Below are 22447 nucleotides of genomic sequence, written 5' to 3' on the forward strand. Positions count from 1 at the left end.
GACTGTCCCCGGCAAAGCCATGTCGTATCGTGTCAGTATGTTGTGAATTCGGATCACGTGAGGATTGCCTGTGAGGACAGACGAGCCAGGCGTCCCGTCGCTGGCCTTCGTGCAACTGCTGAGCAGTCCGGCGATCGACGCGGACGCCGTCGAGCGTTTTCGCGTCATCATGGCGCGCGAGGGAACCGGTGAGCTGGCTCTCATCCGGACCCAGGGCGAGGCACCGCTGCGATGGTTCCGCGAGGTCTATCCCGACCTCGACATCGAGCAGGCCACCCGGCTCGGGATCGCCTGCGCAGAACACGCGCAGCTCACATCCTTCGGACCGTTGAGTGTCCCGTTGGTCAGCGCGTGCACCGTCGAAGAAGTCGTGGAGCTGCTGACCTATCTGCCCTTGATCACCAACGCGGTCACCACGCAGTTCCAACCGCAGCAGGACGACCTGACGATCCGGCTGTCGGGGAACGCAGGCGACCCCGATCTCGACTGTCTGGTCGTCACCTACTGCGGACTGGCACTCCTACGGCTGATCGACCTGGTGGTCGTCGAGGCCTCGGAGGCAACCATGCACAGCCACTGGCCGGAGCCGAGCGTGCTACCCCGAGAGGCCGCGAGCCGGTCCCGGCTCGAGTTCGACGCCCCCTTCTCCTACCTGCACATGCCCGCGAGGACGCTTCAGGCTGCCTGCCGCTTCCCCGACCCGATCTCCTACGAACTCGCCGTCACCGAGCTCCAGCAGGCGCTCGCGTGCCGAGCCGACACCCCGGAGTTCACCCGCAGAGTCTGGGCGTTGCTCGACGACGGGTCCGGGGCAAGGACGATCCAGTCCGTCGCGGACGAGTTCTCGATGTCCTCGAGCACCCTGAAACGGCGCCTCGCCGCTGAGGGGACCAGTTTCCGCGAGCTGCTGCAGCAGTCGATGGTCGACCGCGCCAGGAAGCGGCTTCTCGACCCCTCCACGTCGGTCGGCGAGGTCGCCAACGAGCTGGGCTACAGCGATCTCACCAACTTCTCGCACGCCTTCAAGAAATGGACCGGCAGCTCACCGAGCCACTTCCGACGTGAGCACGAGGTCCGTTGAGGCGAGAGTGCTCAGTCCGAGCTTCCTGACGGGTCCACGGGTGCATGCTCGCCGGCCTCCCCGGCGTTCCCAGGACCAATGAAGGCGTCGTCGGCAAGCCCGACGCCGGGGGCCATGCGGCCGTAGGTCTGCTCGAGGGCCGTCTGGATCCGGTCCAGCGGGAGGTCGTCGAAGCTGCCGTGGTCCCGCACGTACTCCATGTGCCGGGTGCCGTCGGAGGGTGAAGGCGTGCATGAGCGCGTCGCTCTGTCCGTCGAAGTCCACCGGGGGCACGTCGAAGCGCTCGCACAGCTCGACATTGAAGGCCGGCGTCGCCTTCATCCATCGCCCGTCGAGGTGGACGCTGCAGTACCCGTGGTACACGAACAGGTCCGTGCCACCCATGACGGCCCGTAAGGTGTCGGTCTGCAGGTGGTTGCGGACGTCAGCGAAGCCCAGCCGGGCGGGGATGCCCACGGCCCGCAGCACCGCGGTCAGAAGCACCGCCTTGGGAACGCAGTAGGCGCGGCCCGCCTCGAGCACGTAGCTCGCCCGGTAGTGCGCAGGATCTCGGGACACCGAGTAGGGGTCGTACCAGACCCTGTCCCGGACCGCTGCGAAGAGGAGGCTCGCTCGCTCACGAGGGCTCGACGCGCCGGCGATCACCTGCTCGGTGAAGTCGCGCACCGAAGCGCTGTCGTGATCAAGGAAGAAGGTCGCTCGAGGTGCGGTCCCGCGGTCGGCGTCATCGCCGCCGCCAGTGGGCATTGCTACTACGAGCAGGGCAGTCCCTTCTTGAGCCATGCCTCGTCACGGTGATCGGCGGGCTGCAGACCGATAGTGAGCCACACCAGAACAGCCGGTGGGCAGCCGCGTGGAGAGCTCCCCGCCGATCACCTGGACCGAGTCTGGCCAGACACCGGCCCTACGGGAATCGTCTAGTAGCCGCGAAGGTCGCACTCACCCGGACTTCGCCCGTCGCGGTCGCGAGGTGGGTGGGTCGTGGCAGTCTGAAGCTGTGACCGAGCAGGATCCGTGGGTAGAGGCTGAGACTTACACCTGGGAGCAGGACATGCGACGGGAGTTGGCCGACTCCGCGAGCGGCGAAGATGCCTGAGCCGCCGTGGCCAAGCCCGGACAACCCGATGCTGGCCGCGTTGCTGCACGACGCTGGCAAGAACGTCGACGCTCTCGGCGTAGACGCCGCGTTCATCCAGTTAGCGACGCACTGTTGGTTCGAGGGCGGGATTGAGGCCTACGACCGTGGCCAGCGCGATGCTCGCGGAGCGCCCGCCGAAGGCTGACAGGGGATTCGACCCGGTACCACTTACGGTCCACATTGGGCCCGCGCTACTCGGTGCCAGGCGGGTATCCTGAGATCGGACGCGAGGGCGCATCCCTCACCACACCGTGCGAATCGGTAGCTTCCGATCCAGGACCGAAGTAGTCGCGACGCCCTCGACGGCGTCCAGAGGTCGCAGGTTCAAATCCTGCCCCCGCTACAAAATTCAGGCTCGGTTCCCTCTGGGGAACCGAGCCTGAAAGCTTTCTAACTTGACTCGGTCATCACAAAGTCAGCCTTGTGTGACGTCGCCGGTTCCGTCGCGCCGGCCGTGGCGCTTGCGTAACCGAGCCGACCGCTACAACCCCAGCATGACCACTTGGATGAGCGCCGCCCTTCCGGCCAGCGCCAGCTCCCATGCCCACCCCTCCTTCGAGACCGCCACCGGCCTTCCGTCCGGTCTGACCGAGGCTGACGCCGCGCGCATCGCAGTGGCCATAAGCGCCGCGCGCACCGAGGCCACTCGCACCGTCTACGCCAACGTGTGGAGCCAGTGGGAACGCTGGTGTGCCGCCCGCGGCATCCCGGCACTGCCCGGCGACCCACTTGCGCTGTGCGCCTACCTGACCGAACGTGCCGAAGCAGGCAAAGCGACCGGCACCCTCGACATGTCCTGCACCGCCATTCGACACGTCCACCGCATGACTGGCGCCGAGGACCCCGTCGCCTCCGAAGCCGTCCGGCAAGTACGCCGCGGACTGATGCGCATTTACGGCGCGGCACCACGGCGCCTGGCTCGCCCTCTCGCCGTGAACGAGATCCGCCAGATCCTCGGGAGCATCGACCGCACCACCCCCATCGGCATCCGCGACACCGCGATCATCCTGCTCGGCTACGCCTCCGCCATGCGCCGCGCAGAGATCGTCGCGCTCACGCTCGCCGATGTCGAGCCCAAGCCCGCCGGGCTGCTGCTCAACATTCGCAAGTCCAAGATGGACCAGGAAGGCCACGGCCAGGTCGTCGCGGTCGCCCACGGACAACACGCGCTCACCGACCCCGTCGCAGCACTCGGTGCCTGGCAGGCCATGAGGGGCGAGACGCCGGGCGCGCTGTTCACTCGGATCTGGGCGAGCTCGGTCAGTCTTGAGCCGCTGTCCGGGCACGTCGTCGCCCGTATGCTCCGCGCCCGAGCCGTTGCCGCCGGCCTCGACGGCACCCGGATCGCCGCCCACTCCCTACGCGCCGGCCACGCCACCGCCGCAGCATTGGGAGGCGTGCCTCTCGATCGGATCGCGGCCCAGACCCGCCACAGGGACCTGACCGTGCTCGTGAACCGTTACATCCGCCCCCTTGAGGCGCTCGCGACAACGTCGAGCAGGGAACTCGGGCTATGACTGGGGTTGGTAGGTCTTGTTGGTGTCGGTGGTGAGCTCGGAGGAGTTCGCCGGTGGTGGCGTTGAGGACGCGTACCTCGTGGTCCTGGATGAGCAGGATGACGCGGGTTCCTAGGTGGGACCTCCCGAGGTGGTGTGGCGCCGGCGCGCTACCCTCGTCGGGCCAGTCGTACTCCGAGCAACGTGGAGTCAGGGAACCCGGTGCGAATCCGGGGCTGACGCGCAGCGGTGAGGGTGACGGGCGGAGCACGCTGCCTCTCCGGAGGTGGCAGCCACTGGAGCACCGGCTCCGGGAAGGCGCGCCGTCCCGATTGATCCCGAGTCCGAAGACCTGCTGGCCCTAGCGGCAATCGCCGCCAGGTCGAGAGTGGTCCCGCGAACGGGCCCTGACCAGACAGGCGAAAGCAGTGTCCAGCACCCGCAGCCGAGGCGACCTTTGTCCGGGCGCGATGCGGCCGTGGCCCGCCGACGACGGACTGCTCGTCCGCCTGCGCCTGATCGGCGGCCGGGTGTCGTCGGCGTCGCTGCGTGCCTTGGTCGAGGTGGCGGAGCAGTACGGCGACGCTCGGGTCCACGTCACGTCTCGCGCCAACCTTCAGGTGCGCGCCCTGCCCGGCACTGACGGAGCCCTCGCACCCGAGGTGATCGCGGCGATCGAGGCGACCGGTCTGCTGCCGACCCGCACCCACGAGCTGGCCCGCAACGTCATGATGTCTCCGCAGACCGGTCTGGCTGGTGGTGTCGTCGATCTCCGACCGGTGGCCGCCGACCTGGACGCGCGGCTGTGCGGAGACCCGGGCCTCGCGATGCTGCCCGGCCGATTTCTGTTCGTGCTCGACGACGGCCGCGGCGACCTGGTCGACCGGGGTTGTGACCTCGGGTTGATCGTCCTCGACAAGGAGTCGGCCCAGCTCCGGGTCGGCGACGGGCTCGGCCCCGTGGTCCCCATCGACACCGTCGCCCAGCGGGTCGCGGCGTTGGCCCACGAGTTCGCCGTACGCCGAGGCGAAGGCCCCACGGCGCCATGGCACGTCGTCGAGCTGGTCGAACCGCTCGTGCGTCCCGACGACCCCGACCCACGTCTGCCGGAGGCCGCACCACCCCTGCCGTTCGGCGACGTGCCGGGGGGCCGGCACGTCGAGGTCACTGCTGGCCTCGACCGGCGGACCGTGGCCGGGCTGACCGCCGGTGTCGCCGACGTCGTGATCACCCCATGGCGTGGCGTCCTCGTCCCCCAGGAGAACACATGAACGAGACGACGGCAGAGCTGCGACGCCCGCGCCGGCACTACGACTACGTCGACGTCGGGCCGGACATCTACCTCGACTCGTTCGCCACGATCCGGCGCGAGGCCGACCTCTCCGGGGTGCCCGCCGAGGCCGAGAAGCTCGCGGTCAGGATGATCCACGGCAGCGGACAGGTGGACCTGGCCCAGGATCTCGTCGTCCACCCCGGACTGACTGCGGCCGCGCGGACCGCGCTTGAGGCCGGGGCGCCGATGTTGTGCGATGCCACGATGGTCGCCACCGGGGTGACCCGGAGCCGGTTGCCGAGGGACAACGACGTGCTGTGCTTCCTCAACGATGAGCGAGTCCTGGACCTCGCGCGGTCGTGGCGCACGACCCGCACCGCCGCGGCCGTCTCGCTGTGGGAGCCCCATCTCGAGGGTGCCGTGGTGGCGATCGGCAACGCCCCGACGGCGCTGTTCCACCTGCTCGAGCTGATCCTCGACGGCGGCCCCAGGCCGGCCGCGATCGTCGGCTGCCCGGTCGGCTTCATCGGCGCCGCCGAGTCCAAGCAGGCACTGATCGACCTGAATACCGAGCACGGGATCGACATCCCCTACGTCACCGTCCGCGGCCGCCGAGGCGGCTCGGCGATGACCTCGTCCGCGCTCAACGCACTCGCGCAGGAGAAGGAATGAAGACCGGCCACTTCTACGGCGTGGGCGTCGGACCCGGCGACCCCGAACTGATTACCCGTAAGGGCGCCCGGCTGATCGAGCGGGCCGACGTGATCGCCTTCCACGCTGGCGTCGGCAAGGAGTCGAACGCCCGCCGCATCGCTCGCGGACTGTTCCCCGCGGGCGTGGTCGAGGAGCAGTTGACCTACCCCGTGACCACCGGAGCTACCGACCACCCGGGCGGCTACGCCGGCGCGCTCGCGGACTTCTACGAGGAGTCCGCGGTCCGGCTCGCGGACCACCTCAACGCCGGGCGCGATGTGGTCCTGCTCGCCGAGGGCGATCCCCTGTTCTACGGCTCCTTTATGTACATGCACGATCGGCTGGCCGAGCGTTTCCCGACCGAGATCGTCCCCGGCGTGCCCGCGTTCGTGGCCGCGACCGCCGCCGCCGCCAGCCCGCTGGTCCGGCAGACCGACGTCCTGACGGTGCTCCCGGGCACGATGCCCGAGCCCGAGCTCGCGCGCCGCCTGGCCGACACCGACGCCGCGATCATCATGAAGCTCGGCCGCACCTTCCCCGCCGTACGCCGAGCGCTCGAGGCCGCCGGTCGGCTGGACCACGCGCTCTACGTCGAGCGCGCGTCGATGCCCGAGCAGCGCTGGTTGCCCGTGGCCGAGGTGGACCCCGAGTCGGTGCCGTACTTCTCCCTCATCGTGGTCACCGGCGACTCCCTCAACGGGTCCCGCTCGCGCCACACCTCGGCGGTGGCCGAGGAACTCACTCTCGCGACGAGCGGCGCTGCCGAGCTCCTCGTCGTCGGTCTCGGCCCCGGCCCCGACGCCTGGCTGACACCCGAAGTGAGCGAGGCTCTGGCGAGGGTCTCGCACGTCGTCGGCTACGGGCCGTACATCAAGCGGGTACCGCAGCGTGCGGGGCTGACCCGGCACTCCTCGGGCAACACCGTCGAGGTTGACCGGGCCAGGCTCGCCCTCGACCTGGCGAGGTCGGGGGAGAAGGTCGCGGTCGTCTCGGGCGGCGACGCGGGCGTCTTCGGGATGGCCGCGGCCGTCTTCGAGGCGGCCGAGGACCCGGCGTACGCCGACGTTCCGATCCGCGTCCTGCCGGGCGTCAGCGCCGTGCAGGCGGTGGCGGCGCGGGCCGGTGCCCCGATCGGTGGCGACTTCGCCGTGGTCTCGCTCTCCGACCGGCTCAAGCCGTGGCCGGTGGTCGAGCGCCGGCTGCGCGCGATCGCCGAGGCCGACCTGGTGCTCGCGATCTATAACCCGGCCTCCCGCTCGCGCACCGAGCAGGTCGCGACCGCGCAGCGCGTGCTGCTGGAGCACCGCAAGCCCGAGACCGTCGTGGTCGTCGGCCGCGACATCGGCCGGGACGAGGAGTCCCTCACCGTGACCACGCTCGCAGAGCTCGACCCGGAGAGCATCGACATGAAGTGCCTGCTCATCGTCGGCGCCGAGAGCACCCGCGTCAGTCCCGCGGGTGTCTGGACCCCCCGATTTGTGGAGGCCTGATGACCGTTCACTTCGTGGGCGCCGGCCCCGGGGCCGCCGACCTGCTGACCGTTCGTGCAACCCGGCTGCTCGCCACCGCCGACGTGGTCCTGTTCCCGGGCAGCTACCTCGACCCCGAGGTGCTCGGCCACGTCAGTCCCGACGCGGCCCTGGTCGACACCCAGGACCTCGACCTCGACCAGATCACCGAGCGGCTCGTCGAGGCCCACCGTGAGGGCCGGGACGTCGTCCGCCTCGCGTCGGGCGACTTGTCGGTCTACTCCGCCCTGGCCGAGCAGACCCGGCGCCTCGACGCTGCCGGGGTCTCGTGGGACGTCACGCCCGGGGTCCCGGCCTACGCCGCGGCCGCCGCGCTCGTCGGCCGGGAGCTGACGGTGCCGCTCATCTCCCAGTCGGTCGTGCTGACCCGCACGCAGGCCAGGTCCACCGCTATGCCCGTCGGCGAGTCGCTGGCGGCGTTCGCCGCGACCGGCGCCACCCTGGTGCTGCACCTCGCCATCACCCGGACACGTGAGCTGATGGTCGAGCTCGAGGCCGAGTACGGCGCCGACTGCCCGGTCGCCGTTGTCCACCGTGCCAGCCAGCCCGGGGAGCAGGTGCTGCGCGGGACCGTCGGCACCATCGCCGACCTGGTCGAGGAGGCAGGATTGAGGATGGCCGCGGTAATCCTCGTCGGGCGGGCGCTCGATCCGCGTCCGGGCGGCGAGTCCTTCCTGTACGCCGCAGGGCGCGAGCGGAGCAGCAAGCAGTGAACGACCTCTACGACGTGATCAACCGGCGGCGCGACACCCGCAGCGAGTTCACCGGGCAGCCGGTGGACCAGGACGCGCTGGAGCGGGTCCTGGCGGCGGCGCACTGCGCGCCCAGCGTCGGGATGAGCCAGCCGTGGGACTTCGTGCTCGTCCGGTCTCCGCAGACTCTTGCGGCCTTCCGCGCCCACGTGGCACGCGAGCGCGAGGTCTTCGCCGGGTCACTGGAGGGTGAGCGGGCGGAGACCTTCGCCCGGATCAAGGTCGAGGGGATCGTCGAGTCCGGGCTCGGCGTCGTCGTCGGCTACGACCCCAGCCGCGGTGGGTCCCACGTCCTGGGGCGCCACGCCATCGCCGACGCCGGGCTCTACTCGGTCGTCTGCGCCATCCAGAACCTCTGGCTCGCGGCGACCGCCGAGGGGCTTGGCGTCGGGTGGGTCAGCTTCTACCGCGAGGAGTTCCTGCGCGAGCTGGTCGGCTTCCCGGCCCGCGTCCGACCCGTGGCCTGGTTGTGCGTCGGGGCGGTCGGCCACCTACCCGAGGTGCCGGACCTGGAGCGGTTCGGCTGGCGGCACCGGTCGCCGCTTGCCGAGGTGCTGCACGAGGAGCGATATCAGCCGCGGGTGTAGGCCCACTGGGTGACCGTGCGGGCCGGCGCCCAGCCGGTGAACCGGCCGACCGGCGCCGCGGTCTCTACCGCGATCCGGGTCAGCTCGCCGCCGTGCTCGCAGTAGGCCTGTGCCAGCAGCTGCTCGGTCTCGATCGTGACACCGTGCACGACCAACCGGCCGCCGGGCGCCAGCGCGGCCAGGCACGCGTCGAGCACGCCGGGTGCCGTGGCGCCGCCGCCGACGAAGATCGCGTCGGGCGGGCGGAGCCCGTCGAGCGCGGCCGGGGCGCGCCCAGTGACCACCGCGAGGCCGGGCACGCCCAGCCGGGCCGCGTTTCGGGCGATCCGAGCGGCGCGCTCGTCGTTGCCTTCGACGGCGGTCGCGCGGCAGGTGGGGTGGGCGCGCATCCACTCGATGCCGATCGAGCCGGCGCCGGCGCCGACGTCCCACAGGTGCTCGCCGGGCACCGGTGCGAGCCTCGCCAGGGCGGCGGCCCGCAGGTCGCGCTTGGTGAGCTGGCCGTCGTGCTCGAAGGCGTCGTCGGACAGGCCGGTCGCCCAGCCGGCCACGGACGGGCCGGCCAGCTCGAGCGCCAGCACGTGCAGGCGAGGTGACGTAGCGGACCAGCCGGCCGCCGTGCCGCTCATGTGCGACTCGTCCGGGGCGCCGAGTTGACCCAGGACGTGGAGCACGCTTCCGCCATACCCCACCTCCGTCAGCAGGGTCGCGACCCGGGCGGGTGTGTGCTCATCGGACGAAAGCACCAGGACGCGGCGTGCCGGCGCCAGCTCGCGGCGCACCAGTGCGATGTCTCGACCGACGAGGCTGATCACGGCGCACGACTCCGCGGGCCAGCCGAGCCGGGCTCGGGCCAGCGCGACCGACGAGACGGCCGGATGGATGAGGACGCGGTCGCGACCCAGGACCTCGATCAGGGTCGCGCCGATGCCGGAGACGAGCGGGTCGCCGGACGCGAGGGCGACCACGGGCGATGTGCCGAGGTCCGCCACGAAGTCGGGCAGGCCCACGCGCAGAGGGGCCGGCCACGCCAGTCGCCGCTGCCCGGCGACGTCGGGGAGCAATGCCAGGTGGCGCTCGCCGCCCACGACGACGGCAGCCTGCAGGACGGTCTCGCGGAGGGGATCGGGGAGTCCCGACCAGCCGTCGGCGCCGATCCCGACGACCGTGACGACCTTGTCGGTTGGCGTCGTCGGTGGGGGAGTCGAGTCGGGCACGAGAAAGCACGCTATCGTCACCGCAGGCACGAGGTGCCCCAACGGCCTGTCCATCGGAAACGGTGAGCCATGGTCGGCGGGGAGAATCTGGGAAGCCGGTGAGAGACCGGCACAGGCCCGCTGCGGTAAATCAGGCCCTTGAACGAGTTGGGACCCGACAAGTCCGAAGACCGGCCTCGCGTCAGACCATGTCGATTGCACAGGATCGATGGCGAAGCGAGCGGGAGCCTCACATGCCACAGCACTACCCATTTTCTGCCGTCCTCGGTTGCGAGGCCGACGCCCTCGACGACATGGGCCTCGCTCTCGTCCTCACCACGATCACCCCCGAGATCGGTGGTGTCCTGGTGCGCGGCGAGAAGGGAACGGCCAAGTCGACCACCGTGCGCGCTCTGGCCGCGGTGCTCCCGCCGGTCGAGGTCTATGCCGCCGACCGGTTCTCAATCGACCCCGACGACCCGGCGGCCACCTCGCCCGACGGTCCGTTCGCCGGCGACGCGGAGGTGCACACCCGAGCGGTCCGGCTGGTGGAGCTGCCGGTGGGCGCCACCGAGGACCGCGTGCTCGGCTCGCTGCACCTGGAGCGAGCACTCTCCCATGGCAAGGTGGAGTACGAGCCCGGACTGCTCGCTCGCGCGCACCGCGGGATTTTGTACGTCGACGAGGTCAACCTGCTCCACGACCACCTCGTCGACCTGCTGCTCGACGCGGCGGCGATGGGCCAGGTGACCGTCGAGCGCGACGGGGTCTCGGTGGAGCACGCCGCCCGCTTCGTCCTCATCGGCACCATGAACCCCGAGGAGGGGGAGCTCCGCCCCCAGCTGCTCGACCGGTTCGGCCTGACGGTCGAGGTGGCGGCGCCGCGCGAGCCCTCGCTGCGCGCTGAGGTCGTACGCCGCCGGATGGCCTACGACGGCGACCCGGCCGCCTTCACCGAACGCTACCGCGACCTCGACCGGTCGCTGACCGAGCGCATCGAGTCGGCGCGCGAGCGCGCCGTCAAGGTGCGGCTGACCGATGTCGCGCTGCTCAAGATCGCCGAGGTCTGCGCGGCCTTCGAGGTCGACGGTCTGCGCGCGGACGTCGTCACCGCCCGGACCGCGGTCGCGCACGCCGCGTGGGCCGGCCGCGACGAGGTGACGCGCAAGGACATCCGTCGCGCCGCGCTCCTGTCGCTTCCGCACCGCCGGCGCCGCAACCCGTTCGACGCCCCCGGACTCGACGAGGATCTGCTCGACCAGGTGCTCGGCGACGACGAGCTGCCGCCCGAACCGCCCGAGGGGCGGGCACCGGACGAGCCGACCCGGCCTCCGGCTACCGACGATGGAGCCGAGGGTGGCCTGCCCGATGACGCCGATGACGGGTCGGACTCGCCTGTGGGCGAGTCCGACCCGTCGCGCGACCCCGATGACCCCGACGCCGAGCTGCCGCGGCCGGGCCCTGCTCCGGCCCCCGCACCCGAGCAGGGTCCCGGCTCGGTGGTGGGCGCCGCAGCGGCCTACCGCCCCAGGTTGCTCACCGTCCAGGGGCTGGGGGAGGGGGCTGCCGGCCGGCGCAGCCGGGCGCTGGCACGCACGGGTCGACGCGTCGGTGCGACCCGCGGCGACAGCGGCTCACTACACCTCGTCGAGACGCTGCTCGCGGCCGCCGGCCAGCAGCCGGCGCGGGGGCGGACCAGCGGTCGCGTCGACGTGCGGGCGGAGGACCTGCGGGTCGCCGTGCGGGAGGGACGCGAGGCCAACCTCGTGCTCTTCTGCGTGGACGCCTCAGGGTCGATGGCTGCGCGTCGCCGGATGACCCAGGTCAAGACCGCCGTCCTCTCGCTGCTGATGGACGCCTATCGCCGGCGCGACAAGGTCGGACTGATCACCTTCCGCGGGCAGGACGCCGAGCTCGTCCTGCCGCCCACGCACTCGGTCGAGATCGCCGCGGCGCGGCTCGAAGAGCTGCCGGCCGGAGGCCGGACACCATTGGCGGCGGGTCTCCTCGAGGCGGTGAAGGTGCTGCACCGGGAGCGACTGCGCGATCCACGGCTGCGACCGCTCCTGGTCGTGGTCACTGACGGTCGGGCCACCGACGGCGCCGATGCGGTCGCCCGCTCGATGCGCGCCGCAGAGCACGTTGCTGGCCTGCGCATCACCACTGTCGTCATCGACTCCGAGGTCGGCCCGCTGCGGCTCGGGCTCGCTGTGCGGCTCGCCGAGGTGCTCAGCGCTGAGCACCTGCCGGTCGCCGAGGTGAGCGCCGAGGCACTGACCGGCGCCGTCCGCAGCCACACCGCGCTCAACCTCTTCGGGCAGGGGGTGGCCTGATGCCCCAGGGTCAGCCGACCGTCATCCCCGACGACGGGCTCACCACCCGTCAGCGCCGCAACCGCCCGCTGGTGATGGTGCACACCGGCGACGGCAAGGGGAAGTCGACCGCGGCTTTCGGGGTCGGGCTTCGCGGCTGGAACCAGGGCTGGCGGATCGGGGTCTTCCAGTTCGTCAAGTCCGCCAAGTGGCGCATCGGCGAGCAGACCGTGCTCGAGCGGCTCGGCCGGCTTCACGAGGAGACCGGCGAGGGTGGTCCGGTCGAGTGGCACAAGATGGGGTCGGGCTGGTCGTGGACCCGCAAGCAGGGCGACGCCGAGGACCACCAAACGGCGGCGGTCGAGGGCTGGCAGGAGATCAAGCGACGACTCGCTGCGGAGACGCACGACCTGCTGATCCTCGACGAGTTCACCTACCCGATGAAGTGGGGCTGGGTCGATGTCGACGACGTGGTCGAGACGCTGCGCACGAGAAGCGGCTTCCAGCACGTCATCATCACCGGCCGCAACGCCGACCCCCGGCTGATCGAGATCGCCGACCTGGTCACCGAGATGACCAAGGTCAAGCACCCGATGGACGCCGGCCAGAAGGGACAGAAGGGCATCGAGTGGTGAGCCTGCCGCGGCTCGTGGTCGCCGCCCCCTCGACCGGGCAGGGCAAGACCACCATCGCGACGGGGTTGTTGGCCGCGCTGCGCGCCGCCGGCCACGAAGTCAGCGGGCACAAGGTTGGGCCCGACTACATCGACCCCGGCTACCACGCCCTCGCCTCGGGCCGCCCCGGCCGCAACCTCGACCCGCACCTGGTCGGCGAGGAGCGGATCGTGCCGTTGCTGCTGCACGGAGCCCTGGGTGCTGATCTCGCGGTCATCGAGGGCGTGATGGGCCTGCATGACGGCCGGCTCGGCACAGACGGTTTCGCCTCGACCGCCCACGTCGCCGCCCTCACACGGTCCCCGGTGGTGCTCGTCCTCGACATCGCCCGCCAGTCGCGCTCGGTGGCGGCGGTCGCGGCGGGTATGGCGGCGTACGACCCGAACATCGACATCGCCGGCGTCGTCCTCAACCGCGCGGGCTCCGACCGCAACGTCGAGGAGATCCGACGTGCGTTGTCGATGCCCGTGCTTGGCGTGCTACCCAGCGACGAGGACCTGGCTACGCCCTCGCGGCACCTTGGGCTTGTGCCCGCCGCTGAGCGGCACGACTCGGTCGCGCTGGTCGGGCGGCTCGGCGAGCAAGTGGCGAAGTACCTCGACCTCGACGGGTTGCTGGCGGTCGCGCGGTTGGCACCGGAGCTCGACGGGGTGCCGTGGGATCCGGCCTCGGAGATTCGCCGGGTGCCTGGTCGACCCGTCATCGCGGTCGCGGGCGGACGGGCCTTCACTTTCCGCTATCCCGAGACCGAGGAGCTGCTGGCGGCAGCCGGCTGCGAGGTCGTGGCGTTCGACCCGCTGGTGGACCGCGCACTGCCCGCGGGCACGCAGGGGATCTACCTCGGTGGCGGCTTTCCCGAGGTGTACGCCGCTGAGCTGGCCACCAACCGGAGCCTCATCGACGACCTGGGAGTCGCAGTCGCAGCCGGCATTCCGACGGTGGCCGAATGTGCCGGGCTGCTCTACCTCACCGAGACCCTTGACGGCGTCGAGATGGCTGGTGTCGTCCCGGTCAGTGCCGAGATGAGCGATCGGCTGACGCTCCGCTACCCGACCGCGACGGCGCTCACCGACTCGCTGCTCACCAGGGCTGGCGAGCAGGTGACCGGGCACGAGTTCCATAAGACATCCGTCGCCAGTGACGGTGACGCGTGGGAGATCGACGGAGTGCCCACCGGCTTCTCGACCGACACGTGGCACGCGTCCTACCTGCACGTGCACTGGGCAGGGCACCCGGTGCTCGCCCAACGCTTTGCGGACGCAGCGAACAACGCCTCCCCGCACATCTCGATGGTCGTCGACGTGCCACCCGTCGAGCCGCTCCGCCACCACGGCGATGCCGAGGCCGGCGCCGGGCTCCTTGACTTCGCGGTCAATGTGTATGTCGGGGAACGACCGGTTTGGCTCGACCGCGCACTGCACGCCGCGATCGACGACACGGCCTATCCGGACGCAGCGCCGGCACGGGCCGCCGTCGCCCGGCACCTCGGCCGGCCCGTAGGCGAGGTGTTGCCGACTGCGGGCGCTGCCGAGGCGTTCACCCTGATCGCGCGGCAACCCTGGCGGCACCCGGTCGTGGTGCACCCGCAGTTCACCGAGCCGCATGCCGCACTCGAGCAGGCGGGCCACGTCGTCGACACCGTCCTGTGCCGGTCCGACCTCACCCTCGATCCATCGGAGATCCCCGACGGCGCGGACCTCATCGTGATCGGTAATCCCACCAACCCGACGGGAGTCCTCCATCCGGCATCGCTGATCCGGAGCCTGCAACGCCCGGGTCGACTCGTCGTGGTCGACGAGGCCTTCATGGACGCCGTCCCCGGCGAGGTCGAGTCGCTCGTCCGCGAACGCCTCGACGGGGTCATCGTCATCCGCAGCCTCACCAAGCACTGGTCGATCCCCGGAGTCCGGGCGGGCTATCTCGCGGGCGACCCGCAGGTTGTCGACCAGCTCGCGCGCCTGCAAACGCCGTGGTCGGCTGCCGGACCCGCCGTGGCAGCCCTCGTCGCGTGCTCGACCGCTCGGGCCGCGGACGAAGCCACGGACCGCGCGCTCGCGATCGGCCGCTGGCGCGACCACCTCATCGCCGGCCTGACCGAGCGCGGCATCGAGCACGTCCCTTCCTCGGCCCCGTTCGTGCTCGCCCGCCTCGGAGGGGCTCGGCTGTCCCTGCGTGATGCCGGCATAGCCGTACGCCGTGCGGACACGTTCCCCGGCCTCGACTCCACCTGGGCGCGGATCGCCGTGCGACCCGAGCCCATGACGGACCGACTGCTCACTGCCATCGATCAGACCCCCCAGCCCACCTCGTGAAGGACCCCGCCATGGCCTACGTCTCCGCGCCCTCCGACATCACCCGCAACCACGCCACCAAGCGGCTGGCCGCGCTCGCCACACCGCCCGGCGCTCTCGGCCGGCTCGGTGACCTCGCCGTGTGGGTGGCGGCCTGCCAGGGCCAGGTGCCGCCCGTGCCCGTCGACAACGTCCGGCTCGTCATCTTCGCGGGCGACCACGGTGTCGCAGCCCATGGAGTGTCGGCGTTCTCGCCCGCGATCACCGGTGCGATGGTCCGCACGTTCCTGTTCGGCAAGGCGGGCGTCAACGCCTTGGCGTCGGCCCACGGCGTCGCAGTCCGCGTGCTCGACCTCGGTGTCGACGAGGACTTCGACGACCTCGACGAGGGGGTCAGGTTGGCGCTGACGGCGCACAAGATCCGCCGCGGCAGCGGCGCCATCCACCTCGAGGACGCGCTCACCCTCGACGAGACGCGCGCCGCGCTGGCTGCGGGAGCCGCCGTCGCGCGCGAGGAGATCGCCGCCGGTGCCCAGCTGCTGATCAGCGGTGACATGGGCATCGGCAACACCACCCCCGCTGCGGCCATGGTCGCCGCCGGCCTCGGCCTGCCCGCCTCCGAGGTCGTCGGCCGCGGCACCGGGATCGACGACGCGGCGCTGCTCCACAAGACGGCCGTGATCGACGCCGCGCTGGCCCGGGCCGGTGCCAGGACCGGGGACCCGATCGAGACCCTGGCCGCGCTCGGCAGCGCCGACCTCGCGGCGAGCACCGGCTTCCTGCTCGCCGCCGCCCAAGAGGGCCGACCCGTGCTGCTCGACGGATTGATGAGCGTCGCGTGCGCGCTCACCGCCGACCGCATCGAGCCCGGCGCTGTCGGGTGGTACGCCGCAGGCCACCGCTCCACTGAACCCGCCCAGTCGCTCGCCCTGGCCAAGATGGGACTGGAGCCGCTCCTAGACCTCGGTCTGCGTCTCGGCGAGGGCTCGGGCGCGGTCGCGGCCGTCCCCGTGGTTCGCAGCGCTGCCGCGCTGCTGCGCGACGTGGCCCTGCTCTCCGAGCTCGTGTCCTGATGCTCGACGCCTGGCGGCTCGCCGTCGGGACGCTCACCGCGATCCCGGCGCGACCGCCGACGACCGTCGACCGGCGGCGCGCCTCGGCCGCGATGGTGCTCGCGCCGGCCGCGGTCCTGCCCCTCGGTGCCGCGGTCACCTGCGTGGCGCTGGCCGGTCACTGGCTACAGCTTCCTGTCCTGGTCATCGCGCTGCTCGCCATCGGCGCTGTGACCCTCGGCAACCGTGCCTTCCACCTAGACGGGCTCTCGGACACCGTCGACGGACTGGCTGCCTCCTACGACCGTGAACGGTCGCTGCTCGTCATGAAGTCCGGCACATCCGGGCCGGCCGGCGTCGTGGCGATCGTCCTGGTGCTCGGGATCCAGGTCGCGGGGTTGGCGAGCCTACTCTCCCTGCCCGACTGGTGGCAGGCCGCGATCCTGGCCGGCATCGCGGTGTGCGCATCCCGCGCGGCTCTCGTGGTCTGCTGCGCGCGCGGTGTCCCGGCAGCCCGGGCGGACGGGCTCGGGAGCACATACACCCAGACCGTGCCCGTCCCGGTGACCGTCTCCGTATGGGCCCTCTCCGCGGTCGTCCTTGCAGTCACCGGCGCGTGGGCCGGTCTCGAGTGGTGGCGCGGAGCGCTCGCTGCCTTCGTCGCGCTCGCCGCAGTTCTCGCTGTAGTCGCGCGAACAACCCGTCGCTTCGGCGGCGTCACCGGCGACGTGTTCGGCGCGAGCATCGAGGTCGCGCTCGCCGCGATCCTGGTGGCCCTCACATGAAGTCCCGCGCTGTCGGCCTGCTGCTCGGCTACACCGCCGACCGAATGCTTGGTGACCCGCGACGCTTCCACCCCGTCGCTGGCTTCGGCACCACGGCGGCAGCGGTCGAGCGCGTCCTGTACGCCGACTCGCGGACGCACGGCGTCGCGCACACCGCGCTCCTCGTCGGTGGCGCGGTCGCGTTCGGGGTGATGCTCGAGCGACGAGGCCCGCCGCGGGTCGTCGCCACGGCCATCGCGACGTGGGCCGTGCTCGGCGGGCGTTCCCTCGAACGGGAGGCGGGCGCCGTACACGGTCATCTGATCGCCGGCGACCTGCCGGCCGCGCGCCAGCGACTCACCCACCTGGTCGGCCGCGACACCGCAGTCCTCGACGAGTCGGCGGTCTCGCGCGCCGTCATCGAGTCAGTCGCCGAGAACACGTCCGACGCCGTCGTCGCGCCTTTGGTGTGGGGGGCGCTGTGCGGCGTTCCGGGACTCCTCGGCTATCGCGCGGTCAACACCCTCGACGCGATGGTCGGTCACCGCAATGCTCGATACCAGAGTTATGGGTGGGCCTCGGCGAAGCTGGACGACCTCGCCAACCTGCCCGGATCGCGCCTCTCCGGCCTCCTCACCTTGGTGGCGGCGCCGTCGCGCGCGAAGGTCGCAGCCTCGACGTGGCGCCGGGACGCGGCCGCCCATCCCAGCCCCAACGGCGGAGTGGTGGAGTCTGCTTTCGCGGGCGCGCTGGGCGTCCGGCTGGGCGGCACCAACACCTACTACGGCGACCGGATCGAGGATCGCGCGGTGATGGGGGATGGACGCGATGCCCGGGCCGACGACATCGTGCGATCCACTGTGCTGGCGCGTCGAGTAGGAGCTTTCGCGGCCCTGACATCTGTGTTGATTTCGCTCCGCGGCGGGCTGCTCAGACACCCTCGCCGTCCGCTAGGGTGAGTGCCAACGATCACTAGGAAGCCGGTGGAATTCCGGCACAGTCGCGCTACTGTGACATCGCTTCAGCCTCAGGGTTGATCGGTGGAGTCAGACCCGATTGGTCGTCCAAACCCATCAACCAGGGACGCACGTATCCCTGAGGAGGACACATGTCGCACTCTGTTGCGGCACCGGTCGCCGGTGCCCCCGCTCTCCCCACCATCCCGCTCCGGGAGCTCGCCCCTTGGGCGCTCTTCTACGGACTGCTGGGAACGCTGGTCATCTTCTTCGTGAGCGCCGACCAGGGCGCTGTCTCGATCCCCGCGGGCACTGCGATCCACGAGTGGGTCCACGACGGGCGTCACCTGCTCGGCTACCCCTGCCACTGATCCTTGAGTAGCACCCCTTTTCCTCTCACTGTCCGGCGAGCGCTTGAGTGCGCCCGGTGAGGTATTGGCGACCCCATGAACGGAATCTTGATGAACGCACGTGCATTTCTGGTCCGCGGCCTCCTCGCCGGCCTCCTTGCCGGCCTGGCAGCCTTCTTCGTCGGCTACCAGGTCGGTGAGCCTCACGTCGAGGCCGCCATCGCGCTCGAGGAAGCCGGAGCGGCCGACTCTCACTCGCACGGCGAGGAGCCCGAGGCACACAGTCCCGCGGCTGACGAGGCCGGGGATGAGGAGGTCTTCAAGGTCTCCCGTGAGACCCAACGCACCTGGGGCCTGCTCACCGGGAGCCTCACCATCGGTCTCGCGTGGGGCGGCCTGGTCGCGCTGGTCGCCGCCGGCACCCTCGGACGGATCGGCCGGTTCCTGCCCGGTCAGTCGACAGCCGTGATCTCGCTGATCGGCTTCGTGTCGGTGGCCCTCGTGCCGTTCTTGAAGTATCCCGCCACCCCCCCGGCCGTCGGCAGCGGTGACACCATCGGTGACCGAACCGCCCTCTACTTCGGCTTCTTGCTGCTTTCCGTCGCCTCGGCCGTCCTTGCGACGTACCTCGCCTGCCGACTACGTGAGCGGATCGGCACGTACGGCGGGGTGGTCGCCGGCATCGCGGCGTACCTCCTTGTGGTGATTGTGGCCGCGCTCGTGTTCGCGCCGGTCAGCGAGCTGGGTGACTTCCCGGCCGACACGTTGTGGTCCTTCCGACTCTCCTCGATGCTCACGCTCGCCACCATGTGGGGCGTGCTCGGCGTGGTGCTGACCGGCCTGGTGTCGCGGCTTTACGCGCGGGAGACAGCCCTCGCCCATCGCCGGGAACTCGCCGCCAGCCTCTGAACCTTCAGCGGGGGAGCCGGTGGCTCTCGATGGGAGAGCCACCGACGAGGTGGCCGGTAACGATGGCGCGCGCGGCGGCGGGGTCGACGTCGCCGTACCAGACGTCGTCGGGCTGGACGCTGACGACGGGCGCTTGATTGCAGGGGAACTGGCAGCCGGTGTGCGTGACTAGGACGTCGTTGTCGCCGACCCCGGCCTCCATCAGAGCGAGGATCAGCGTGCGCATGGTCTCATCACCGCCCCGAGCGGTGCAGCGCGGACCGCGGCAGACGAGCACTTGCCGGCGGTGGCCGGTCACGCCCTCCCAGGCAGTCGAGGTGAGCCCGGGTTCGGTGCCAGAGATCGGCTTGCAGTCGGTGAGTGTCGCGTCCAAGTCTCCCAACAAGCTGACCAGCCGGGTGGCGACGTTGAGGGTCGGCCGGAGCCCGGCCCGTTCGCGAAACCAGTGCCCGGCGATCCGACGCAGCCAGGAGTGTGCGGGTGCGAGGGGGCCCAGGTTGACCCCGACGAGAGTGATGTCGCCGACCCCGAGATCGGCCAGCCGGGTCAGCTCGAGCGAGAGGGGCGGGTCGCCCATCTGCAGGAACGCCACCGTCGCGTCACGGTCACGGGCGGCGGCCAGCAGATCGTCGCGGCGGTCGACGTCGGTGACCGACATCCCGACGAGCACGAGGGCGGTCACAGCCGGAGCACCCGACCCGCGACCACGAGGTGTACCTCGACGCAAGCAGTGGCTACCCGTTGGTTGACCATGCCCAGCAGGTCGCGGAAGAGGCGGCCGGACCGGTGGGTGGGGACGACCCCAAGCCCCACCTCGTTCGTCACGAGCACGACGTCGTCGCGAAGCGCCACAGCCGCGACTACATCATCGAGCAGGGCGTCGACGGTCGAGGTGACCGTCTTGGCGGAGGCGTCCCAGAGTTCGCCCGAATCGAGGACGCCTGCCAGCCAGGTGCCTAGGCAGTCCACTAGGACCGGTCCATCCAGGCGCAGGGCTGATGCGAGGTCGCGCGACTCCACCGTGGCCCACGTGGCAGGGCGTCGCGCCCGATGGGCGGCGATCCGGGCGACCCAGTCGGGGTCGGAGTCCTCCTCGACGCTCGGCCCGGGGGCGACGTACGTGACGGACGGCGCGTTGGCCAGCAACGATTCAGCGTGCTGCGACTTTCCCGAGCGCACTCCGCCGGTGACCAGGATCTTCATGCCAGCTCCTCGACCCAGGCCACGGCCTCGGCGACGGCGTGGACGGTGCGGACACCTTCGGGTCCTGGTGGGCGGCGTACGACGACGACGGCAACGCCGAGCACGGCCGCCGCCTCCAGCTTCGGCCAGGTGTAGCTGCCGCCGGAGTCCTTGGTGACGAGCACATCGGTGCCGTGCTCGCGCAGCAGCGAAATCTCGGACGGCAGCGTGTAGGGACCGCGGCTGGTGATCAGCTCCCAAGCGGGCGGCAGGCACAGATCGGGTACGTCGACGACGCGGGCCAGCGCCGGAAGGTCGCCGAGCGCCGGGACGAACCGAGCGAGCTCCTGTCGCCCGACGGTGAGGAAGGGTCGCGCTCCCAGATCGGCGGCAGTGGTGGCCGCGTCCGCGTGTGACTCGACGTAGTACCACGACGGGTCCGGCGTCCAGCCGGGCCGTTCCAGCCGGAGCAGCGGCAGGTCAGTGCACGCGGCGGCCGCGTTGGTCGTCATGCCGAGCGCGAAGGGGTGGGTGGCATCGACCACGGCGTCGTAGTCGGCCAGCGCTGCCCGCATTCCGGGTATGCCGCCGAAGCCGCCGATGCGCACCTTGCCGACCGGCAGCCGCGGCCGGGCCACGCGACCGGCCAGGGAGGAGGTGACGTCGAGACCCGCCGCCACGAGCTCGGCGGCGAGCTCGCGGGCTTCGCTGGTGCCGCCGAGCAGGAGCAGCCTCACGATGCACCCCCGGGCGGCAGGACCGGAAGTCCGGACGGCGCACCGCCGTGGGCGAGGTCGAGCAGGGCCTCGACGTCGAGGTGTTCCTCGACGAGGTCGCCGAGCAGGTCGAGACGGCGCTCCCGAGCATCAGGGAAGGACACGGCCGATGGACGCAGGTCGAGTGTCTCGGCGAGGAAGGACCGGCGCAGCTCGTCGCCTTCCAGACTGCCGTGCCACATCGTGCCGAAGACCAGCCCGTCTCGAGCCCCGCCCAGAAAGGGCTGTCCGGCGCCTACGGTGATGCGCCCGTGGTGGATCTCGTAGCCGGAGGCCGGCGTGCCCAGCGCCGTACCAACCGGAAGTCGCAAAACCTTGTCGACGGCGAATTCGGTGCTGACATCGAGCAGGCCGAGCCCTTTGACACAGATGCCCGGCTCGCCCTCGACCCCATGCGGATCCGCGATGGTCTGCCCCAGCATCTGGAAGCCGCCGCAGATGCCGAGCACAGGTCGACCGCGCTTCGCGTGCTCGATGATCGCGCGGCCCAGGCCGCGAGCATGCAGCCACGCGAGGTCGCTGATGGTCGCCCGCGTGCCCGGCAGGACGACCAGGTCGGCATCGGCGAGGTCGCGTGGGCTCGCAGCGAAGACGACGTCGAGGTCGGGCTCGAGCCCAAGGGCGTCGAGGTCGGTGAAGTTGCTGATCCGGGGCAGCCTCACCACGGCCACCTTGCGTGCGCCGCCGTGGACTCCCCGCCGGCCGTCGAGGTCGAGGGCGTCCTCCGAGTCGAGCCACAGCGAGGAGTCCCAGGGCAGCACGCCGAAGACGGGTCGACCGGTGAGCCTCTCCAGCGAGTCCAGTCCCGGCGACAGCAGGTCGACGTCGCCGCGGAACTTGTTGACGACGAACCCGGCGATCAGTTGTTGATCGGCCGCGGACAGCAGTGCCACGGTCCCGAACATCGCCGCGAAGACACCCCCGCGGTCGATGTCGCCGACGACGACGGTGGGCAGCCCGGCATGACTGGCGAGCCCCATGTTGACGTAGTCCCCGGCGCGGAGGTTGATCTCAGCCGGGCTGCCGGCTCCCTCCGCGACGACGACCTCGAAGCGCGCCGACAGGTCGTCGTACGCCGCGTGCGCGGCCCGCGCCAAGTGCCGTCGCCCGGATTCCCAGTCGCACGAGGAGACGTCGCCCGCCGGGTGCCCCATCAGTACGACGTGGCTGCGGCGGTCGGAGCCGGGCTTGAGAAGCACCGGGTTCATCGCTGGCTCGGGCGTCACCCGAGCCGCAAGCGCTTGCACCCACTGGGCGCGCCCGATCTCGGACGCAGTGCCGTCCGCCGCGACGCAGACCATCGAGTTGTTCGACATGTTCTGCGCCTTGTACGGCGCCACGCTGATCCCGCGGCGAGCGAAGGCCCGGCACAGGCCGGTGGTCACCACGCTCTTGCCGGCATCCGAAGTGGTCCCCGCCACCAGCAGTCCGGTCAT

General features: G+C 71.0%; 22 protein-coding genes, 1 pseudogene and 2 riboswitches. Of the genes and pseudogenes, 16 read left to right on the forward strand and 7 right to left on the reverse strand.

Annotated elements, in window-relative coordinates:
• Window positions 1-70: 70 nt before the first annotated feature.
• Entirely contained in the window at window positions 71-1081 is a 1011-nt protein-coding gene (locus G7071_RS10030; RefSeq protein ID WP_068111730.1) for an AraC family transcriptional regulator, read from the forward strand.
• 11 nt (window positions 1082-1092) lie between these two features.
• Here the strand turns inward: G7071_RS10030 and G7071_RS19210 are convergent, their stop codons facing one another.
• Complete coding sequence (locus tag G7071_RS19210) at window positions 1093-1281, reverse strand: hypothetical protein (RefSeq protein WP_227492395.1); 189 nt, start codon at window positions 1279-1281, stop codon at window positions 1093-1095.
• Between the two features lie 169 nt (window positions 1282-1450).
• Window positions 1451-1864: pseudogene (locus G7071_RS19215) on the reverse strand (transglutaminase-like domain-containing protein); the annotation flags it as partial.
• Window positions 1865-2169: 305 nt separating this feature from the next.
• Between G7071_RS19215 and G7071_RS10040 the strand changes: the two are divergent.
• The 7 genes from G7071_RS10040 to bluB all read left to right on the forward strand — a co-directional run bounded on the left by G7071_RS10040 (window position 2170) and on the right by bluB (window position 8549).
• Window positions 2170-2364 carry a hypothetical protein gene (locus G7071_RS10040; protein ID WP_135268400.1) on the forward strand — a complete coding sequence of 65 codons (195 nt, stop codon included), beginning with the start codon at window positions 2170-2172 and terminating at the stop codon, window positions 2362-2364.
• 361 nt (window positions 2365-2725) lie between these two features.
• Window positions 2726-3736, forward strand: a complete 1011-nt coding sequence (locus tag G7071_RS10045) for a tyrosine-type recombinase/integrase (RefSeq protein ID WP_246209922.1) — start codon at window positions 2726-2728, stop codon at window positions 3734-3736.
• A 147-nt stretch (window positions 3737-3883) separates the two neighbouring features.
• A riboswitch (cobalamin riboswitch) is annotated at window positions 3884-4089 on the forward strand.
• A 96-nt stretch (window positions 4090-4185) separates the two neighbouring features.
• Window positions 4186-4986 carry a nitrite reductase gene (locus tag G7071_RS10050; RefSeq protein WP_166318104.1) on the forward strand — a complete coding sequence of 267 codons (801 nt, stop codon included), beginning with the start codon at window positions 4186-4188 and terminating at the stop codon, window positions 4984-4986.
• The gene (locus G7071_RS10055) at window positions 4983-5660 is read left to right on the forward strand and encodes a precorrin-8X methylmutase (protein WP_166318107.1); all 678 of its coding nucleotides are present in this window, start codon (window positions 4983-4985) and stop codon (window positions 5658-5660) included. The genes G7071_RS10050 and G7071_RS10055 overlap by 4 nt, the downstream gene beginning before the upstream one ends.
• Window positions 5657-7171, forward strand: coding sequence for a precorrin-2 C(20)-methyltransferase (locus G7071_RS10060; protein ID WP_166318110.1), 1515 nt, complete (start codon window positions 5657-5659; stop codon window positions 7169-7171). The genes G7071_RS10055 and G7071_RS10060 overlap by 4 nt, the downstream gene beginning before the upstream one ends.
• On the forward strand, window positions 7171-7923 hold the full coding sequence (gene cobM, locus G7071_RS10065) for a precorrin-4 C(11)-methyltransferase (RefSeq protein WP_166318113.1): 753 nt from the start codon (window positions 7171-7173) through the stop codon (window positions 7921-7923). The genes G7071_RS10060 and cobM overlap by 1 nt, the downstream gene beginning before the upstream one ends.
• A complete protein-coding gene (bluB, locus tag G7071_RS10070) occupies window positions 7920-8549 on the forward strand; it encodes a 5,6-dimethylbenzimidazole synthase (RefSeq protein WP_166318116.1) in 630 nt (209 codons plus the stop codon). Before cobM ends, bluB begins: the two co-directional genes overlap by 4 nt.
• Here bluB and cbiE read toward each other — a convergent pair.
• Window positions 8534-9766 carry a precorrin-6y C5,15-methyltransferase (decarboxylating) subunit CbiE gene (cbiE, locus tag G7071_RS10075; RefSeq protein ID WP_246209923.1) on the reverse strand — a complete coding sequence of 411 codons (1233 nt, stop codon included), beginning with the start codon at window positions 9764-9766 and terminating at the stop codon, window positions 8534-8536. The two genes, bluB and cbiE, sit on opposite strands and share 16 nt — an antisense overlap.
• Before the next feature lie 53 nt (window positions 9767-9819).
• Window positions 9820-9959: riboswitch (cobalamin riboswitch) on the forward strand.
• A 40-nt stretch (window positions 9960-9999) separates the two neighbouring features.
• Between cbiE and G7071_RS10080 the strand changes: the two genes are divergently transcribed.
• The 8 genes from G7071_RS10080 (at window position 10000) to G7071_RS10115 (ending at window position 19053) form a co-directional block, all read left to right on the forward strand.
• Window positions 10000-12078 carry a VWA domain-containing protein gene (locus G7071_RS10080; protein ID WP_166318122.1) on the forward strand — a complete coding sequence of 693 codons (2079 nt, stop codon included), beginning with the start codon at window positions 10000-10002 and terminating at the stop codon, window positions 12076-12078.
• Complete coding sequence (gene cobO / locus G7071_RS10085) at window positions 12078-12692, forward strand: cob(I)yrinic acid a,c-diamide adenosyltransferase (protein ID WP_166318125.1); 615 nt, start codon at window positions 12078-12080, stop codon at window positions 12690-12692. The genes G7071_RS10080 and cobO overlap by 1 nt, the downstream gene beginning before the upstream one ends.
• Complete coding sequence (gene cobBC, locus G7071_RS10090) at window positions 12689-15043, forward strand: bifunctional hydrogenobyrinic acid a,c-diamide synthase/histidinol phosphate aminotransferase CobBC (RefSeq protein WP_206062758.1); 2355 nt, start codon at window positions 12689-12691, stop codon at window positions 15041-15043. The genes cobO and cobBC overlap by 4 nt, the downstream gene beginning before the upstream one ends.
• 11 nt (window positions 15044-15054) lie before the next feature.
• A complete protein-coding gene (gene cobT / locus G7071_RS10095; RefSeq protein WP_166318128.1) occupies window positions 15055-16095 on the forward strand; it encodes a nicotinate-nucleotide--dimethylbenzimidazole phosphoribosyltransferase in 1041 nt (346 codons plus the stop codon).
• A complete protein-coding gene (locus G7071_RS10100; RefSeq protein WP_166318131.1) occupies window positions 16095-16859 on the forward strand; it encodes an adenosylcobinamide-GDP ribazoletransferase in 765 nt (254 codons plus the stop codon). The genes cobT and G7071_RS10100 overlap by 1 nt, the downstream gene beginning before the upstream one ends.
• Window positions 16856-17797 (forward strand): cobalamin biosynthesis protein, encoded by a 942-nt coding sequence (locus tag G7071_RS10105; RefSeq protein ID WP_166318134.1) that lies wholly within the window; start codon window positions 16856-16858, stop codon window positions 17795-17797. The genes G7071_RS10100 and G7071_RS10105 overlap by 4 nt, the downstream gene beginning before the upstream one ends.
• Before the next feature lie 149 nt (window positions 17798-17946).
• Complete coding sequence (locus G7071_RS10110) at window positions 17947-18165, forward strand: CbtB domain-containing protein (protein WP_166318137.1); 219 nt, start codon at window positions 17947-17949, stop codon at window positions 18163-18165.
• A gap of 75 nt (window positions 18166-18240) precedes the next feature.
• Window positions 18241-19053, forward strand: coding sequence for a CbtA family protein (locus tag G7071_RS10115; protein ID WP_246209925.1), 813 nt, complete (start codon window positions 18241-18243; stop codon window positions 19051-19053).
• Between the two features lie 4 nt (window positions 19054-19057).
• On the opposite strand, the gene G7071_RS10120 is transcribed toward G7071_RS10115, so the two are convergent.
• From G7071_RS10120 to G7071_RS10135, 4 genes are read right to left on the reverse strand one after another with little or no spacing between them, the layout of a single operon-like run.
• A complete protein-coding gene (locus G7071_RS10120) occupies window positions 19058-19735 on the reverse strand; it encodes a (2Fe-2S) ferredoxin domain-containing protein (protein ID WP_246209927.1) in 678 nt (225 codons plus the stop codon).
• Complete coding sequence (locus tag G7071_RS10125) at window positions 19732-20256, reverse strand: bifunctional adenosylcobinamide kinase/adenosylcobinamide-phosphate guanylyltransferase (RefSeq protein WP_166318140.1); 525 nt, start codon at window positions 20254-20256, stop codon at window positions 19732-19734. The genes G7071_RS10120 and G7071_RS10125 overlap by 4 nt, the downstream gene beginning before the upstream one ends.
• Window positions 20253-20972 (reverse strand): cobalt-precorrin-6A reductase, encoded by a 720-nt coding sequence (locus G7071_RS10130; RefSeq protein ID WP_166318143.1) that lies wholly within the window; start codon window positions 20970-20972, stop codon window positions 20253-20255. Before G7071_RS10130 ends, G7071_RS10125 begins: the two co-directional genes overlap by 4 nt.
• Window positions 20969-22447 (reverse strand): cobyric acid synthase, encoded by a 1479-nt coding sequence (locus G7071_RS10135; protein WP_166318146.1) that lies wholly within the window; start codon window positions 22445-22447, stop codon window positions 20969-20971. Before G7071_RS10135 ends, G7071_RS10130 begins: the two co-directional genes overlap by 4 nt.

Source organism: Nocardioides piscis, from assembly GCF_011300215.1.
GTDB lineage: Bacteria > Actinomycetota > Actinomycetes > Propionibacteriales > Nocardioidaceae > Nocardioides > Nocardioides piscis.